Origin of the sequence: Corynebacterium sp. 122RC1, from assembly GCF_024580955.1 — a bacterium.
GTDB lineage: Bacteria > Actinomycetota > Actinomycetes > Mycobacteriales > Mycobacteriaceae > Corynebacterium > Corynebacterium kozikiae.
Map to the genome: position 1 here is coordinate 133,513 of NZ_JANIKD010000004.1, position 16,940 is coordinate 150,452.

Consider the following 16,940-nt stretch of genomic DNA (forward strand, 5'->3'; position numbering starts at 1 on the left):
CCACGGGGTTAGTCCAAATCGCGGGCATGCGCCCAGTGGGTCAGCGCGTGCCGGTTGGACTGCTGCGTCTTCCGCAGGATATTGGAGGCGTGGGTTTCCACGGTTTTCACGGAAATGAACAGCTCGCTGCCAATTTCCTTGTAGGTGTAGCCGCGTGCAAGCAGACGAAGCACCTCCAGTTCACGGCGGGTCAGGGCATCCACGATTGGGTCCACCTCCTGGCCATGCTCCACCGCAGCGTCTTGTTCCGGCGCGTCCACTACGCCCGCGCCGGCTGGGTCTGGCTTGGCAAAAGCGTCCAACACGAAACCTGCCAGGCGTGGGGAGAATACGGCGTCTCCCTCAGCCACCCGCTTAATGGCGGCTACCAGCTCCACACCGGAAATGCTCTTGGTCACATAGCCGCGCGCACCGGCGCGGATCACGTTGATCACATCCTCGGCGGCGTCGGAAACGCTCAGGGCCAAAAAGCGCGGAGATCCGCTGACCTGCTGCAGCACTGCAACGCCGCCACCTTCGGGCATGTGCACGTCGAGAAGCACCACGTCAGGCTGCGTGGCGTCGATCCCCGCAACGGCCTCCGCGACGCTGCCCGCCTCGCCGACGATCTCCACCTGCTGCCCGATCTCAGCGCGCACCCCGGCGCGGAACACGGAATGATCGTCAACGAGAAACACCTTCATGAGTTCCATTTGTATCACTCAACCGCCCTCACCCCAAGGGCATGCGGATCACAACCTCAGTTCCACCTTCATTGCGGATATCAACGGTCCCGCCCGCACGCTCCACACGCTGAAGGATGGATTCACGAACACCGTGACGGTCCTCATCAACGAGCGCCAAGTCAAAACCGGGGCCGCGGTCACGGACAAAAATATTGAGTTCGTCGAAGCGTTCTGCGTAGACATCCACGGTATCCACCCCGGCGTGCTTGGCGGCGTTCACCATGGCTTCGCGGGCTGCCAGCACGGCCGCCTTGCCCGCGTTGTCGAGCGGCACGTCCTGCCCCACGATCACGGGGGCGATCCGCGCCCCGAAGAGGTCCTCCACCTCACCGGATGCCCTCTCGATGGCGGTGAACACGGTGGCGTCTTCACGCGGATCGAACAACCACTGACGCAGCTCGCGCTCCTGTCTCCGGGCCAGGCGCTGCACCTCAGGTTCCTCGGAGCGTTTCTGGATGAGCGCCAGGGTTTGCAGCACGGAGTCGTGCAATTGGGAGGCGATTTCCGCGCGTTCATCCGCGGCGGCCTTCTCCGCTCGCTCCTCTGAGATCTTCTCCCACAGGCGGATACCGAAGGGCACGGCGAGCGCGCCCACGCCGAACAAGGTGAGCGCCACCGCAACCACCGCCTGGCCGAACAATGCCCCGTCTTGGCGTTGGAGCGCACCGAAGATCACGCCAGCAAACACCAGCGTTGAGCCCAGAACCACGGTGAATACGGATTGTTTGGTGCCAAGCCTGTCATAGGCAAACCAGGCCAGGGCCGCGCCGACGCCAATCACGGCCAGTGCGATGAACAGCCCGATCGGGAGGCCTGGGCGAAGCAGCACCCCCGAGCCAAGCAGCCCCACCACCACGAGCATGATGTTCAGCGGCATGGAGCTGTGCTTGCGGTCAATCGGCGCGCCCTGCTTCACGGATTTGCTGCAGATCCATACCAGAACATAAATCCATTGCCCGATGCCGAACAAGGTCAGGGCTACGAATCCGACGCGCACCCAGGTCACATTCACGTTAAGATGCGCGGCGAGTCCCGATGCCACTCCCGCGAGGACTGCCCCGTCGGCGCGGCGCTGGAAAGTGGGGTAGGCAGGTTGCATGTGTTGATTCTCCCACGCGGGCTTACACGGGTGGAATCGGGAATGTCCCTGAAACGGCGGGTCGCGCAGAATTGGGGGTACTCCCCGATGTGCCAACGGTAGGCGGCGGCCCACAATGAATGCATGGAAACCTTCACTCACACATGGGCTCAGATGTGGAACACCCGTCCCGTTCGCATGCCGGACACTGCTGGTGCTGGCGTCAGTGAAGGTATTGGTGTTCGCTACCAAATCGACCCCACCCTCGTGCGCATCGCCTTCGTGGTGCTCACCTTCCTCGGCGCCGGCATCCCGCTATATATCCTAGCCTGGGGGTTCATGCCAAAATATTCCCTGGCGCAGTCCCCCATGGAGGCACTGTTCGGCGGCAAGCCCGTCACCGACAAAGCTGACAAAGCCCAGCAAAAGGAACGTCGCAACGGCATCGCGCTGATCATCGCTTTCGTCCTCCTCGGCGGTCTGAGCGCGTTCTCACTCTCCGACATCCCCGCGTTCTCCGGGGTTGTCCTCGCCGCGTTGGCTTGGTGGGCATTGCACGCGCGCACCCCAGAACCTCCCGTCGGGCTGCTGGTCCGCGACGCCGGCCGCGAGCCCACCCATGATCTCAGCTCCTACGCGCCTGCCGACGGGCACAGCGCCCCATTCCAAACGCCCACGCCGCCCGCTTGGGATCCGCTGGGCGCAGCGCCGGGGTTGTGGCACCTGCCTAACCCCGGGGATGCCCCTGAGCCCGCCCCTGAAAAGCCGCGCAGGGGGCGCAAGATCGTGCTCGTGGGAGTCACTGTGGCGCTGCTGGTGGCCCTTGCTTCCGCCGCGGGCCTCGGGATTTACCGCGCTGATGTGAAGGTTGAGAATATGGATGTGGCGGTGGAAGATCAGCTTCAGCCCGTCTACCAAACCGACATTGGCAATATCACCGTGGATTTCTCCGACCTGGAGCCCCTTGAGGAATCACGCGATGTGACCGTACGCGCAAACATCGGCCACGTGATGGTCACCTTGCCCGAACACGTGGCCGTGGAGCTGACGTGCACCAACTCGGCTGGCAACGTCACCTGCCCGGACTCCCCCGTGGTGCCGGAAGGCGTGGACCCGAACGCGCCCCGCCTGCACCTGCACCTAGAAAGCGGCGTTGGTAACCTGACGGTGCAAGAAAGCTAGCTTTCCAATTTGCCGCGCAGTTCCTCACTGAGGTCCGCTACGTCGTAGGGTTCCTCGTAGGACTGCGCGGCTTCGTGGTCTTCGGGGCTCAACGCAAAGTATTTCAGTGCGGTGGTGATCTGGGTGTGGGTCTTGGGATCGGCGTCAATGCGCATCATGCGGTCTTGCTTCCCACCCACCCGGGCCAGATTGAAACGCCCCACCTTTTTGGATTCCAGCAGCAGCACCGCGAGTACCAACACGGGGTTGTAGGTATAGGAAAAGTGGACCGCGCCCGAATCTGGGCCCGCATCGAACTCCCCGCCAGTGAAGTTGCCGGCAAGGTCTGTAAGCCCGAGGTCGGAGAAGATGTCTGCCACAGCAACGATCTCTTCGCTCTTACTGCCCAGGTAGTCCACGAGCGTTTGGGCGTCGTGCTGGGCGGCTGCGCTGACCTCGCCCCAGTATTGATCAATGAACATGTTGCTCCCTTGAGTGTTGTCTTGGCATAACAACGCGGGCACAGGAATCATTTCCTGTGCCCGCGCGTTGTGTTACTCCCACTCAATTGTTCCCGGTGGTTTGGAAGTGACGTCCAAGACCACGCGGTTGACGTCGGCTACCTCGTTGGTGATGCGGGTGGATATGCGCTCGAGTACGTCGTAGGGCAGGCGCGTCCAGTCCGCCGTCATCGCGTCCTCGGAGGAGACGGGGCGTAGCACGATGGGGTGGCCGTAGGTGCGGCCGTCGCCTTGCACGCCAACGCTGCGGACGTCGGCAAGCAGCACCACCGGGCACTGCCAGATTTCGCCGTCCAAGCCCGCGTTGGTGAGCTCGGTGCGCGCGATGAGGTCTGCTTGGCGCAGCGTCTCCAGGCGCTCTTCGGTGACTTCGCCGATGATTCGGATGCCGAGGCCGGGGCCTGGGAAGGGTTGGCGCGCCACGATTTCCTCGGGCAGGCCGAGCTCGCGACCAACGGCACGGACCTCGTCTTTGAAGAGCAGGCGCAGGGGCTCAACCAGCTCGAACTCCACGTCGTCTGGCAGGCCGCCCACGTTGTGGTGGCTCTTGATGTTGGCGGTGCCGGTGCCGCCGCCGGACTCCACCACGTCTGGGTACAGGGTGCCCTGGACCAGGTAGTCCACGGTGGTACCTTCGGGTGCCGCCTCCAGGATGGAGGTCACTGCGCGCTCAAAGGAGCGGATGAACTCCGCACCGATTGCCTTGCGCTTTGCCTCCGGCTCGGTCACGCCGGCGAGCTTGGCAAGGAACGCCTCACGCTCGTCTACGGTAACCAGCTTGGCGCCGGTGGACGCCACGAAGTCGTTTTGTACCTGCTCGCGCTCGCCCGCGCGCAGCAGCCCGTGGTCCACAAAGACACAGGTGAGGCGGTCACCAATGGCGCGCTGCACGAGTGCTGCAGCTACCGCGGAGTCCACACCGCCGGACAGACCACAGATCGCGCGGCCTTCGGGGCCAACCTGCTCGCGCACCGCGTTGATGAGTTCCTCAGCGATGTTTGCGGGGGTCCAATTCTGCTCCAGGCCCGCAACCTCAGTGAGGAAGCGTTCCAGCACCTGCTGGCCATGCGGGGAGTGCAGCACCTCGGGGTGGTACTGCACGCCAGCCATCCGGCGCTCCACGCACTCAAAGGCGGCAACGGGCGCGCCTGCGGTGCTCGCGGTGACAGTGAATCCCGCTGGGGCTTCAGAGACGGCGTCGCCGTGGCTCATCCACACCTTGTGGGTTTCCTCTAGACCGTCGTGAAGCACGCCACCTGCAACGTTGAGGTCGGTGCGGCCATATTCGCGGTCGCCGGTGGAAGCAACGGTGCCGCCGAGTGCGCGGGTCATATATTGGAAGCCGTAGCAAATGCCGAACACCGGCACCCCGAGTTCCAGGATGGCCGCGTCAAGCTGCGGGGCGCCGTCCTCGTACACCGAGCTAGGGCCGCCGGAAAGAATCAGCGCGGCGGGGTTTTTCGCCTTGATTTCCTCCAAGGTGACGGTGTGTGGAACAACCTCGGAGTAGATGCTCGCCTCACGCACCCGGCGCGCGATGAGCTGGGCGTATTGCGCGCCGAAGTCCACCACGAGCACCGATTTGTGGGCCGTATTGTTGGGTTGTGGAGTTTTCTGTGTCACAAGTTGGCAGTCTACCCTGCCAGCCACTGTTTCCTGAACCCCGCTAGCGTTTGCCGGCCATCCCGAAAAGCTCATCCGACGTGCACATGTGGGCGTGAAGCTTCACCCGGATACGCGCGGCGCAGGATCTCGTGCACCGCCACCGGCAAAAAACTTATGCTTCGCGCCCAAGATTTTTCCGAGGCGGCCCCGCACCAAATTCGCTTTGCCTATCGACGCTGCCCAGCGCCACCACCCTCCCGCACGCACGGATGCGGATCACTGCCGCAAGTTGCCACTGCAAACCCTATTGGACTTGATTCACCCATTCCTCCAAGATGAAAGGCATGCAGCAGCCCCCACAGCCGCACTCAACCCCACAACCCACTTCAGGCCACACCTCACTCAGTGGCGTGGCTTTTGTGATTGGCTCCTGCATTTCGCTGCAATTGGGCGCAGCTCTGGCAATGCAGTTGTTCCCGCACCTCGGCGCGGCGAGCACCACTGCCCTGCGGCTAGGCATCGCGAGCATCATCGTGACGCTCATCGTGCGGCCGAAGTTGCGTGGCTACTCGCGGATGCAGTGGCGGGCGATGGCCTTGTTCGGCCTCTCGCTCGGCTTGATGAACACCTTTTTCTACGCGGGCATTGCCCGTATCCCCTTGGGGGCTGCGGTGACCATCGAGTTCCTCGGCCCGCTGCTGCTGGCGGCTGTTCTCTCGAGGCGCCCCCGCGACTTCCTCTGGGTGGCTCTCGCGCTTGCGGGTGTGGCGCTGCTCGGCTTGGACTCGCTGATCCGCACGCCGTTGGACCCCGTGGGCGTGTTCTATGTGCTCTGCGCGGGCGCCTGTTGGGCGGCCTACATTTTGGCTTCGGCGAAGGTTGGTCAGACAGTCCCAGGCTCAAGCGGGCTGGCGTTGGGCATGCTGCTGGCTGCGTGCGTGCCGCTTCCGCTCGGCATCCCGGGGTTGGGGAACCTCAATTGGGAGCTGTTTGGCATCGCGGCCGCGGGCGCTTTGTTTGCCTCGGTGCTGCCGTACAGTTTTGAGTTTGCGGCGTTGCGCAGAATGCCTGAATCCGTGTTCGGCATTCTGCTGAGCCTCGAGCCGGCGTTCGCGGCGCTGTTTGGTTGGCTGCTGCTGGACCAGCCGATCACCCCTTTGGTGGGGCTTGCGATCCTACTGGTGATCGCCGCTTCGGCGGGTTCCACGATAAGCAGGACGCCGCGCCCGCAGAAACCCGTCCGGGATGGCAGCGTCTACTAGACGTCTAGTAGACGCTAATCTCCACTTTTTGGAAACTCTTGAGGTCGGTGAAGCCGCACTTCGCCATCGCCCGCTTGAGGCCGCCCACAAAGTTTTCCTCGCCAAACACCTTGGTGGAGGGGCCGTGCAGGATGGTTTCCAGGCTCACACGCTCAGCACCATAGGGGGTGTTCACCTCCACTCGGGGGAAGCGTGGATGCGCGGCTGCGGATTCCCAGTAGTAGCCTTGCGCTGCCGCCTCGGAAGCGTTGGCCAGCGGCTGGCCCAGTACCACGGCGTCGGCACCGCAGGCGATTGCCTTGACGGCGTCGCCGGAGAAAGAGATCTCTCCGTCGGCGATCACGTGGACGTAGCGGCCGCCGGTTTCGTCCAGGTAGTCGCGGCGCGCGGCGGCAACGTCGGCGATGGCTGTTGCTTGGGCGCTGCCAATGCCCAGGGAGAGATCTTGGGTGGAGGCACCGGAGCCGACGATCACGCCTACCACGCCAGCGCGCATGAGGTGCAGCGCGGTGGTGTAGTCCGATACGCCGCCTGCGATCACGGGGATGTCCAGGGTGCCGATGAAGTCTTTGAGGTTAAGTGGCTCTCCGTCCTCCTGAACGTGTTCTGCAGAAATGATGGTGCCTTGGACCACCAGAATGTCTGCGCCAGCTTTGATTACCACTGGCGCAAGCTCGCGGCAGTTCTGAGGGGAGACGCGCACCGCCACTACCTGCCCGGAGTCGCGGACCTCGCCGATGCGCTGAGCCAGCAGCTCATGGTTGATCGGTGCCGCGTGCAGCTTTTGCAGTGCTTTGATGGCGCCGGAGGAGGCCAGCTCGTTGTGATCGTCCACGCCCTCGATCACCTCTGCGATTGCGGCGTGGAGGTCTTCGTGGCGGCCCAGCAGGCCTTCCGCGTTGAGCACCCCCAACCCGCCTTGCTTGCCCATCTCAATGGCAAACTCTGGGCTGGCCAGAGCGTCCGTGGGGTGGGACATGAAGGGGATGGCAAAGGTGTAGGCGTCGATGTGCCAGGTGGTGTCTACATCCTTGGAGGATCGGGTGCGCCGGGAAGGCTGCACGGTAACCCGTGACAAGGGGTAGGTGCGGCGCGCCTCGCGCCCAATGCCAATTTCTACGTATTCACGCATGGTGTGTGGGGGTGCTTTCTGTTTCTAGCGGTAGTTCGGCGCTTCCACCGTCTGCTGGATGTGGTGCGGGTGGGATTCCTTGAGGCCAGCGGCGGTGATCTGGACGAATCGTGCCTTTTGCAGGTCAGCGATGGTTGCCGAGCCGGTGTAGCCCATGGAGGCGCGGAGGCCACCCACGAGCTGGTGGGTGATTTGGTCCAGGTTGCCGCGGAACGGCACGCGCCCCTCAATACCTTCCGGCACCAGCTTGTCTTCGCTCTTCACATCCGCCTGGAAGTAGCGGTCCTTGGAGTAGGACTTCTTCTCACCGGTGAGGCCGCGACCCTGCATCGCGCCCATGGAACCCATGCCGCGGTAACGCTTGTACTGCTTGCCTTGGACCACCACGATGTCACCTGGGGCCTCGGCGGTGCCTGCGAGCATGGAACCCAGCATCACTGAGGACGCACCTGCGGCGAGGGCCTTCGCAATGTCGCCGGAGTACTGCATGCCGCCGTCGGCAATGATTGGCACCCCTGCCGCGTGAGCTGGAACCGATGCCTCCATGATGGCGGTGATCTGTGGCGCGCCCACACCGGCGACCACGCGGGTGGTGCAGATGGAGCCTGGGCCGATGCCCACCTTGATGGCGTCGGCACCCGCTTCGATCATGGCTTTCGCTGCGCTGCGGGTGGCCAGGTTGCCGCCGATGACATCCACGCGGTCACCGAAGCCCTTCTTCACGCGGGCAACCATGTCCAGCACACCGCGGGAATGTGCGTGGGCGGAGTCCACCACGAGCACGTCCACTCCGGCATCCACCAGGGCTCCTGCACGCTCCCAAGATTCCTCGCCTACGCCGATGCCGGCACCCACCAGCAGGCGGCCGGAAGCGTCTTTAGAGGCAAGGGGGTGCTGTTCGGTCTTCACAAAGTCTTTCACCGTGATCAGACCAACGAGCTTGCCCTGCTTGTCCACGATCGGCAGCTTCTCCACCTTGTTGGCGCTGAGCAGCTCTAGGGCACGCTCCTTGCTCACGCCTTCTTCCGCCACCACCAGCGGCATTGGAGTCATGACCTCGGAAACCTTGCGTTGGAAGTCCTGCTCAAAGCGCATGTCGCGGTTGGTGCAGATGCCCAGCAGCTTGCCTTCGGCATCCACAACCGGCAAACCAGAAATGCGGAAGCGCGCGCAGAGGGCGTCTACTTCCGCAATGGTCATGTCAGGGCTGCAGGTGACGGGGTCGGTCACCATGCCGGACTCGGAGCGCTTCACCGTTTCCACGTGCGCCGCCTGCTCCTCAACGGAGAGGTTGCGGTGAATCACACCCAAGCCGCCTTCGCGAGCCATCGCAATCGCCATGCGGGACTCAGTCACAGTATCCATCGCCGCGGAGACAATAGGGATGTTCAGTGAAATGTTGCGGGTCAGTTGGGTGGAAGTGGTCACTTCACTCGGGATTACGTCAGAAGCATCCGGAATCAACAACACATCATCAAAGGTCAGGCCAACGAGGGCCACCTTATTTGGATCATCGCCGCCAGTGGACACCACGTTTTGCGTCATTGAATACAAATCCTTCCCTTATGACCAACCAATTCCTTTAAGAGTAGCCATTTTCCTTCCGCGTGAAAACCAAGTGTTCGTGTTGTCACTTCCCCTCACGTTGGTGCCACACCTCACTTTCCACGCGTTCCGACGCCGCCCGACGCGAGCAGGCTGCCGCACGGTGTTCAGGCGGGGTACTGAAGGCTGGGCGGGGGTTTCTCTCGGGTTGTCTTCTAGGGGTGTCTTCTCGGGGTGTCTTTGGGGCTTGCACGGCATGCGCTGGCCGCAATATGGTTGGGGGCGTGAATTCTAATTGGCAGCTTCCCCCGGATCCTTTTGCAAATGATCCAAATGATCCGGCCTCGTTTTTTGAAGATGACGAGCCGTTTCCCCCGCTCTCGGTTGAGGAACGCGCGCGTATGAAGCAGGATTTGAAGCTCATGCGCGAGTTCCGCCGGGTGCTGGCTCCAAAGGGTGTGCAGGGGATCTTCTTTTACTGTGAGGATTGCACGGAGGAGCATTTCTACGACTGGGACATCATGGAAGCCAACATGTTGTCCACGTTGGCTGAGGAGCAGTCGGCGGTCCATGAGCCGAGCCCGAACCCGGACCCGCACAACTATGTGCCGTGGGATTACTGTTTGGGGTATTTGGACGGCATCCAGCAGCGCTAAAAAAATGGTGGCCTTTGGGCCACCATTTTTTGTTCTAGCCTGCCTATCCTGCGCTTTCCGGCTCGCTCGGAGCTGGCACCGGCGCTGGCGTGCTCGCTGGCGTTTCCGCCCCGGAGCTGACGCTCGTAGTCGGGCTTGGGGTTTGGGTGACGGTCACCGTCTTGGTCTCGGTGACGGTCTCCGTAATCTTTTCCACCACGGTTTCCGGCGCGCCCGGTTCTGGGGTGACGGTGGTTTCGCGCACCTCAGTCACGGTTTGCGGGATTGCAGCTTGCGCGCGCTCCAGGTCTGCTTGGGCCTGTTCGCGTTGGCGTTGCGACATCTGCTCCAGCAGCGCCTCCGCCTCCGCGAGGACCTGCCGTGCGCCCTCTACGTCGCCGCGGGCGTTGAGGGAGTCTGCGGCCTCAAGCTTGCTGGCGAGCTGCACCACGGCGTCATTGGAACCGAACACTGCCTGGTTGGCGCTGTAAAGCGGGGAACCGGGGGTTGCTGAGTAGATCATTGAACCGCCACCGGCGATCACCAGGGTGGCTGCCGCAGCACCGATCAAACCGGAGGCGACCCTGCCCACGCGACGTCGGTGCGCCTGCAACGGCACCACCTGCGCATCTTGGCTCTGGCTCACTGCGCTGAAATCACTGCGGTCACCGCGATCACTGCGGTCACTGCGGTCGCTGAGATCGAAGCCAAAGTCCGCCAGGTTCGGCGCAGGGGGCATGTCCTTGGCAACCTCCTTGCGCAGCCCCAGCAGTGCTGCCGCGAGGGGATCCGAGCCAAAGGTGGGGTCCTCACCGCGGGCGATGGCGGTCAACAAGGCATCGTCGGCATGTAGCTCATCCAAATGCCGCGCCGCGGAAAACGGCTTGCCAGAACCGGAACCAGTGCCGGAACCGGAACCTGAGCCAAGGTTGGCCATCTACATCTTCTCCTGTTCGAGCGCCTTGCGCAGGGTGGCAAGAGCGCGGTGCTGCGCTACCCGCACAGCCCCTGGTGTACTTCCTACAATTTCCGCGGTTTCTTCAGCGGAAAGCCCCACAAAAATCCTCAGCGTAAGGATCTCGCGTGGTTTATCACTTAGGAGATCGAGAAGTTCCCTCACTCTGTTACTTCCCGCAGCTACGAGGGCAATTTCCTCAGGCGAATCTTCATTTATCTCTACCTCCGGGACAGCTTCAGTGGGGTTTGCGATGTCCCGTGCGTACGCCCGGTGGGCGTCGGCTACCTTGTTGCTGGCAATGCCATACACATAGGCCATGAAGGGCCGCCCGCGGTCCGAATAGGAATGAATCGAGGTTGCCACGGCCAAGCACACTTCCTGCGCCACGTCCTCGGGCGTTGGTTGGCGCCCACCGCCGAGCCTCGCACGGGCGTAGCGCAGCACGAGAGGGTGAATCAACTCAATGATCCGCTGCAGCGCACGCCCCTGCCCCGTGCGTGCCAGCGCGACGAGCTCACCAAGCTCATCTTCGAGTTCAGCCACCTTCTCACCACCTTTCTACTTCCGCCGCTTGCGCCGGCCTCCGTGCTCGGACACAACACATTTACTTTAGTCGCTTCACCCCTCTCATACTCTCCAGCGCCCTTATCAGCCAAAAGCGTGTCGACGCACCCAAGGCGCCAGGGCTCAAAGCTCCAGCGGGAGGTCCGGTAGGCACGGCGTTGAAGAGTTGGCGGGCCCGGCAGAAAGTTGCGCAGGTTTTCTTTTCAATGAAACGCCAATTCAAACATTCATACACCAACCGTTCACCTTTGCCGCCCACACTTGGCTCCAGGTTCGCGCCCCTCTTCGCAGCCCGCCGAACCGAACAGCTCTTATTCAGCTCTCAACCTCGCGTGAAGGGAATGTGCACAACATGACCACCTCAATTACACAACTTTTGCCCGGGCCCAACGCTGACTTCTGGGACTGGCAACTCCACGGCTCGTGTCGTGGTGAAAACTCTGAGGTGTTCTACCACCCCGAAGGCGAACGAGGCCGCGCACGCATGGAGCGCGAGCGCCGTGCAAAGGCGATTTGCCGCGATTGCCCCGTGCTGGAGGCCTGCCGCGACCACGCCCTGGCCGTGGCGGAGCCTTACGGCATCTGGGGTGGTATGAGCGAAACCGAGCGGATGCAGGTGCTCCGTCGCCGCTAAGGCCCAACAAAGCCCCCTCCTCCTCCGGCGGCGGTCCCCCTCAGTCCGCTGGGAGTTGGCTATACGAACGGTGTGAACACCCCTCATCCCTTAATACAACAAGGCCCAAGGACTCAATCCCTGGGCCTTGTTGTGTTGAGCCTTTTAGTGGTGATGGTGGTGCTGCGGTGCAGGTGCAGGCGCAGCTGGCTTTTCCACTACGGATGCTTCCGTGGTGAGCACCATGCGTGCCACGGAGGTGGCGTTGACCACTGCGGAGTGGGTCACCTTCACTGGGTCGATGATGCCCTGCTCCAGCAGGTTGCCGTATTCCAGGGTGGCGGCGTTGAAGCCTTCCCCGTTTGGCAGTTCCTCCACGCGGGAAACAACCACTGCGCCGTCTAGGCCAGCGTTGTCTGCAATCCAGTAGGCAGGCTTGCGGAGCGCGGCTGCGAGAGCGTTGACGCCGATCTTGGCGTCGCCCTCGAACTCCTGCGCGTAGTCCTTGAGCTCCTTGGCAATCTGGACCAGCACAGAGCCGCCACCGGCGATCACGCCTTCCTGCGCTGCCGCGCGGGCTGCGTTGATGGCGTCTTCCACCCGCAGCTTGCGCTCGGAAACCTCGGTTTCCGTGGCAGCGCCCACGCGGATCACGGCTACGCCACCGGAGAGCTTTGCCAGGCGTTCCTCGGCCTTTTCGCGGTCCCAGGTGCTATCGGTATTGGCAATCTCGCGGCGGATTTGCTCGCGGCGTCGCTCGAGGTCCTCGGCGGTGCCTGCACCGTCCACGATGATCGTCTCATCCTTGGTCACGGTGATGCGGCGGGCGGTGCCGAACACCTCTGCGCCAGCCTCGTTGAGGTTCACGCCAACCTCTGAGTCAATCACCGTGGCTGCGGTGACTACTGCGAGGTCATCCATGAACGCCTTGCGGCGCTCGCCGAAGTACGGGGACTTCACGGCAACGGCCTTGAGGGTCTTGCGGATGGAGTTCACCACGAGAGTCTGCAGCGGCTCACCTTCCACATCTTCTGCGATGATGAGCAGCGGCTTGTTGGACTCCACAACCTTCTCCAGCAGTGGGAGGAGGTCAGGCAGGGAGGAAACCTTGTTGCGGACTAGCAGCACCAGTGGGTTTTCCAGCACGGCCTGCTGGGAGTCGGTGTCCGTGATGAAGTATGGGGAAAGGAAACCCTTGTCAAAGGAGACACCCTCGGTGACGTCGAGGTAGGACTCGATGGACTGGGATTCCTCAACGGTAACTACGCCGTCCTTACCCACCTTTTCCATGGCGGCGGCAACCATGTCGCCCACCTCGGGGTCGCGGGAGGACACGGTTGCCACGTTGGCGATGTCTGCCGCAGAGGCTACCTCAGTGGCGCGCTCGGCGAGCTTTTCCACCACGCGCTCGGCTGCAGCCGCGATGCCACGGTTAAGCTCGATTGGGTTTGCACCTGCAGCCACGTTGCGCAGGCCTTCTGCGATGAGGGCCTGTGCGAGCAGGGTTGCGGTGGTGGTGCCGTCGCCGGCGATGTCGTTGGTCTTGACGGCCACGGACTTCACCAGTTGCGCACCAAGGTTTTCAAAGGGGTCTTCCACGTCGATGTCGCGGGCAATGGTCACGCCGTCGTTGGTGACGGTTGGGCTACCGAAAGCCTTGTCCAGCACCACGTTGCGGCCGCGTGGCCCGAGGGTCACCTTCACCGCGTTCGCCAGCGTGTCCACACCCTTGAGGATGCCCTCGCGGGCTTCCTGGTCGAATGCAATCAGCTTTGCCATATTGAATGCGGCCTTCTTTTACTTCTCGATGATCGCGAGCACGTCGCGGGAGTTCAGCAGCAGGTATTCCTCGCCGTTGTACTTCAGCTCGGTGCCGCCGTACTTGGAGAAGACCACGGTGTCGCCTTCCTTGATGTCCATTGGCACGCGGTCGTCGCCGTCAAAGCGGCCTGGGCCCGCGGCGATAACCACGCCTTCCTGTGGCTTTTCCTTGGCGGAATCAGGGATCACCAGGCCGGATGCGGTGGTGGTCTCTGCTTCGGCGATCTTGACCAGGATGCGGTCTTCCAGCGGCTTGATGTTGACGTTTGCCACGATTTTCCTCCGTGTCATGAAGTAGTTCCATTGCGCCGGTTGTATCAACTACCAGCACAGCCGTCGTCGCGGGTGAACAACTGTGGGTCAAACAACCTGACTAGCACTCTACCCCCGCAAGTGCTAACCCCTCAACAACAGGTGTACGCCCAGCGCGAACACGCAGGCTCGCACAATTTTCGACGCGCCCCGCCGTCGTACAAAGCAAGGCAGCTAGGCGGAGTTGCGCACCGCGGCGCGCCACAGCGCGTACTCCTCCGGGAAGTCCTCCAGGTAGTTCTCCACCGCACGGATGGAATCCTTCACCGCCTGGACGATCCCATCGGAGACCTCGTTGCCCTCGGACTCCACGAAGATCACCGAGCCACAAATCGCATTCATCGGGTCCTGGAGAAATGCGGGGTTCTGGGTCGCCGCAGTGTTGCGCGCCAGAGAGGCTACGGGGTTTGGTGCCGCGCCCTCAGCTTTCGCACCGGGGTTGAACAGTGCAGCGTAGGTGGAGCCGTCCTCCTGGAAAGCAACGGCAACGCGATCTTCCACGGTGCCGCCCAGGAACTGGTTGGCGTGTTCCAGGTCGAATTCAATAACGCGGTGGGTGAGGTCAGGGTTCACAAGCAAGCCGGTGAGCACGGGGATTTCACTTTCTTTAGGCAAGAGACATTCCCGCGCAAATGTATGGAGCAATTCCTACATTTTGACTACCCCGAGGCGAACTTTGCGTGAACTGATTTAGCTCACGATCGGCGTTTCCACTTCCAGGGAGGTGTCCGTGCCCACGGACAGCGGCGAAGGCTGCGCGCCCTCTGCGATAAGTTGGCCGGCAAGGGCGGCGATCATCACGCCGTTATCTGTGCACAGGGAAAAGCTGGGCACGCGCAGTTCCACGCCGGCTGAGCGGGCGCGGTCCGCGGCGAGCTCGCGTAGGCGCGCATTGGCCGCCACGCCGCCACCCAAAAGCAAAACTTTTGCGCCGGTGTCTTGGCAGGCCATGATGGCTTTCTTGGTAAGGACATCACACACTGCTTCCTGGAAGGAAGCGCACACGTCTTCCACGCTAATGGTCTCCCCGGCGCGCTCGGCGGCTTCCACGTGGCGGGCCACGGCGGTTTTCAGCCCGGAGAAGGAGAAGTCAAAGCGGTGGGGGCCGCGCAGGTCCTCGGCTTTGTTCAAGCCGCGCGGAAAGGCAATGGCGTTGCGGTTGCCGCGCTGCGCCAGTTTGTCAATCACGGGTCCGCCTGGGTAGCCCAGCCCGAGCAGCCGTGCAACCTTGTCATATGCTTCGCCGGCTGCGTCGTCAAGCGTGCTGCCTAGCTCCCGCATGGGTTTGCCAACGGCATCCACCTCCAGGATTTGGGTGTGTCCGCCGGAGACCAGCAGCGCGATGGCGTGCGGCAGCTCCTCGCCCTCCAGGTTGGCAACGGCAACGTGCCCACCCAGGTGATTCACACCGTAGAAGGGCACGCCCCACGCGGCGGCATACGCCTTGGCCGCGGAGGCACCCACCAGCAGCGCACCGGCGAGACCTGGGCCGATGGTGGCGGCCACGGCGTCGGGGCGCGCAATCCCCGCCTCTGCAAGCGCCTGCCGCATCACCGGGACGATTGCCTCCAAATGTGCCCGGGAGGCGATCTCGGGAACCACCCCGCCGAAGCGCGCATGCTGCTCCATGGAGCTAGCCACCGCGTTGGCCAGGATGGTCATGGAGCCGTCTGCGCCGAGTTCGATGATGCCTACGCCGGTTTCGTCGCAGGAGGATTCAATGCCAAGCACAATCATGGGGTTGGTCCTTTCTCCTTCGGGTCTGGCTGGCGCAGCATCACTAGGGCGTCGGCGCCGGAGGGCTGGTAGTAGCGTTTGCGCACGCCTACCTCGGCAAAGTTGTAGGCGCGGTAGAGGGCCTTGGCGGGCTCGTTGTCCGTGCGGACCTCCAGGAAAATCGGTGCGCCCAGGGTGTTGGCCACGTGGATGAAGTTGTCCATTATCATCCGCGCCACCCCGCGCCGCTGAAACGCTGGGTCCACACCAATTGTATGCACCTCGCACTCCGGGGCATCCTTGGGCCCCATGATGGCCAGGCCGCCGTAGCCCACGAGCAACTCGCCTGCGGTCACGCCCACATACACCGTGTGCGGCTGGGCGATCTCCGCCGCGAAATCCTGCTCCCGCCACGGGCTATCCTCCGGAAACAGCTCCGCTTCCAGCTCTACGAGCCGCGGGATGTGCGCCGGGGTCAAAGCAATACGCTGCAAATCCACTAGCCCAGGTCCACCTCAGGAATCGCCGCCGAACGTGGCTTCGCCGCGGGCTCCTTCGCATCCGGCCGACGCAAGTACAACGGCACCAACGGCTGCGCTGGCGCCTCAAGATCCGCCACGGCAACCAGCGCCGCAGCCTCGGGGCGATGCAGCACGCGAGTGGTTTGGTAGTGCTGCGGGAGCTGCTCAAACAACGCCTGCGGAGCACTGACGACGCCCACAGCGCCCGCAGTGTCCCCCAGGTCCGCCGCCAAGTCCAGGGATGCTGGGGAACACACCTCCGGCCCCGCTACCCTCGTGCCTTCCTTGTACGCCGAGTAATAGACCTCGCGGCGCCTGGCGTCGGTGATGACGAGGGCCGTGGGCGCGTCGGCAATGAATGTTGCGATGGCGTCATGGGAGTGGACACCGTAGACGGGGATGCCGAGTGCGTCGCCGAGTGCCGCTGCGGTGGCCATGCCCACGCGAAGTCCGGTGAACGGCCCGGGGCCACAGCCCACCACGATCGCCTGAAGGTCCGCGAACGTGAGCTGCGCCTGCGCCAACACCTCCTGCGTGGTGGGAATGAGCAGCTCGTTATGCTGGCGGGAATCCTCCAAAATCTCCTGCGCCAACGTGGTGATCTGCTGGCGGGAGGTGGGAACCGTGGGGGTATCAACAACGCCGACCACCATGTCCGGCGTTGAAGTATCAATCGCAAGCACTCGCATTCTTAGAAACAATAGTCCCCCGCGCACGCGTTCGCCCCCTCATGGACAAATCCAAGAAAGGGGGCGCGTGTGGTGGCGGGGT

At 62.9% G+C, this 16,940-nt stretch carries 18 protein-coding genes; 4 read left to right on the top strand and 14 right to left on the bottom strand.

Annotated features, from left to right (window positions below; genetic code table 11):
• Window positions 1–8: 8 nt before the first annotated feature.
• Together NQ050_RS03365 and NQ050_RS03370 are read right to left on the bottom strand one after the other, a co-directional pair.
• The gene (locus NQ050_RS03365; RefSeq protein ID WP_257037858.1) at window positions 9–683 is read right to left on the bottom strand and encodes a response regulator transcription factor; all 675 of its coding nucleotides are present in this window, start codon (window positions 681–683) and stop codon (window positions 9–11) included.
• A gap of 28 nt (window positions 684–711) precedes the next feature.
• Window positions 712–1,824, bottom strand: coding sequence for an ATP-binding protein (locus NQ050_RS03370; protein WP_257037859.1), 1,113 nt, complete (start codon window positions 1,822–1,824; stop codon window positions 712–714).
• A 123-nt stretch (window positions 1,825–1,947) separates the two neighbouring features.
• Here NQ050_RS03370 and NQ050_RS03375 point away from each other — a divergent pair, with 123 nt between their 5' ends.
• The gene (locus tag NQ050_RS03375) at window positions 1,948–2,985 is read left to right on the top strand and encodes a PspC domain-containing protein (protein WP_257037860.1); all 1,038 of its coding nucleotides are present in this window, start codon (window positions 1,948–1,950) and stop codon (window positions 2,983–2,985) included.
• Here NQ050_RS03375 and NQ050_RS03380 read toward each other — a convergent pair.
• Both NQ050_RS03380 and guaA read right to left on the bottom strand, forming a co-directional pair.
• Complete coding sequence (locus NQ050_RS03380; protein ID WP_257037861.1) at window positions 2,982–3,446, bottom strand: imm68 putative immunity domain-containing protein; 465 nt, start codon at window positions 3,444–3,446, stop codon at window positions 2,982–2,984. The two genes, NQ050_RS03375 and NQ050_RS03380, sit on opposite strands and share 4 nt — an antisense overlap.
• Before the next feature lie 72 nt (window positions 3,447–3,518).
• Window positions 3,519–5,108 (bottom strand): glutamine-hydrolyzing GMP synthase, encoded by a 1,590-nt coding sequence (gene guaA / locus NQ050_RS03385; protein ID WP_257037862.1) that lies wholly within the window; start codon window positions 5,106–5,108, stop codon window positions 3,519–3,521.
• A gap of 326 nt (window positions 5,109–5,434) precedes the next feature.
• On the opposite strand from guaA, the gene NQ050_RS03390 reads away from it, so the two are divergent.
• A complete protein-coding gene (locus NQ050_RS03390) occupies window positions 5,435–6,352 on the top strand; it encodes a DMT family transporter (protein WP_257037863.1) in 918 nt (305 codons plus the stop codon).
• 4 nt (window positions 6,353–6,356) lie between these two features.
• On the opposite strand, the gene NQ050_RS03395 is transcribed toward NQ050_RS03390, so the two are convergent.
• Both NQ050_RS03395 and guaB read right to left on the bottom strand, forming a co-directional pair.
• Entirely contained in the window at window positions 6,357–7,484 is a 1,128-nt protein-coding gene (locus NQ050_RS03395) for a GuaB3 family IMP dehydrogenase-related protein (RefSeq protein ID WP_257037864.1), read from the bottom strand.
• A gap of 24 nt (window positions 7,485–7,508) precedes the next feature.
• A complete protein-coding gene (guaB, locus tag NQ050_RS03400; protein WP_257037865.1) occupies window positions 7,509–9,029 on the bottom strand; it encodes an IMP dehydrogenase in 1,521 nt (506 codons plus the stop codon).
• A 284-nt stretch (window positions 9,030–9,313) separates the two neighbouring features.
• Here guaB and NQ050_RS03405 point away from each other — a divergent pair, with 284 nt between their 5' ends.
• The gene (locus NQ050_RS03405; protein ID WP_257037866.1) at window positions 9,314–9,685 is read left to right on the top strand and encodes a DUF5319 domain-containing protein; all 372 of its coding nucleotides are present in this window, start codon (window positions 9,314–9,316) and stop codon (window positions 9,683–9,685) included.
• 43 nt (window positions 9,686–9,728) lie between these two features.
• Here NQ050_RS03405 and NQ050_RS03410 read toward each other — a convergent pair whose 3' ends face one another.
• Window positions 9,729–10,601: a hypothetical protein gene (locus tag NQ050_RS03410; protein WP_257037867.1), complete on the bottom strand. Its 873-nt coding sequence runs from the start codon at window positions 10,599–10,601 to the stop codon at window positions 9,729–9,731.
• Window positions 10,602–11,165, bottom strand: a complete 564-nt coding sequence (locus NQ050_RS03415; RefSeq protein WP_257037868.1) for a sigma-70 family RNA polymerase sigma factor — start codon at window positions 11,163–11,165, stop codon at window positions 10,602–10,604.
• A gap of 373 nt (window positions 11,166–11,538) precedes the next feature.
• Between NQ050_RS03415 and NQ050_RS03420 the strand changes: the two genes are divergently transcribed.
• Window positions 11,539–11,820, top strand: coding sequence for a WhiB family transcriptional regulator (locus NQ050_RS03420; protein ID WP_257037869.1), 282 nt, complete (start codon window positions 11,539–11,541; stop codon window positions 11,818–11,820).
• Between the two features lie 144 nt (window positions 11,821–11,964).
• Here NQ050_RS03420 and groL read toward each other — a convergent pair whose 3' ends face one another.
• From groL to tsaB, 6 genes are all read right to left on the bottom strand, one after another.
• A complete protein-coding gene (groL, locus tag NQ050_RS03425) occupies window positions 11,965–13,578 on the bottom strand; it encodes a chaperonin GroEL (RefSeq protein WP_257037870.1) in 1,614 nt (537 codons plus the stop codon).
• An 18-nt stretch (window positions 13,579–13,596) separates the two neighbouring features.
• On the bottom strand, window positions 13,597–13,893 hold the full coding sequence (groES, locus tag NQ050_RS03430) for a co-chaperone GroES (RefSeq protein WP_257037908.1): 297 nt from the start codon (window positions 13,891–13,893) through the stop codon (window positions 13,597–13,599).
• Window positions 13,894–14,106: 213 nt separating this feature from the next.
• Window positions 14,107–14,523, bottom strand: coding sequence for a hypothetical protein (locus NQ050_RS03435; protein WP_257037909.1), 417 nt, complete (start codon window positions 14,521–14,523; stop codon window positions 14,107–14,109).
• Window positions 14,524–14,622: 99 nt separating this feature from the next.
• Entirely contained in the window at window positions 14,623–15,669 is a 1,047-nt protein-coding gene (gene tsaD, locus NQ050_RS03440) for a tRNA (adenosine(37)-N6)-threonylcarbamoyltransferase complex transferase subunit TsaD (protein WP_257037871.1), read from the bottom strand.
• Window positions 15,666–16,148 carry a ribosomal protein S18-alanine N-acetyltransferase gene (gene rimI, locus NQ050_RS03445; RefSeq protein ID WP_373456396.1) on the bottom strand — a complete coding sequence of 161 codons (483 nt, stop codon included), beginning with the start codon at window positions 16,146–16,148 and terminating at the stop codon, window positions 15,666–15,668. Before rimI ends, tsaD begins: the two co-directional genes overlap by 4 nt.
• Window positions 16,148–16,858 carry a tRNA (adenosine(37)-N6)-threonylcarbamoyltransferase complex dimerization subunit type 1 TsaB gene (gene tsaB / locus NQ050_RS03450; RefSeq protein WP_257037872.1) on the bottom strand — a complete coding sequence of 237 codons (711 nt, stop codon included), beginning with the start codon at window positions 16,856–16,858 and terminating at the stop codon, window positions 16,148–16,150. Before tsaB ends, rimI begins: the two co-directional genes overlap by 1 nt.
• Window positions 16,859–16,940: the final 82 nt, after the last annotated feature.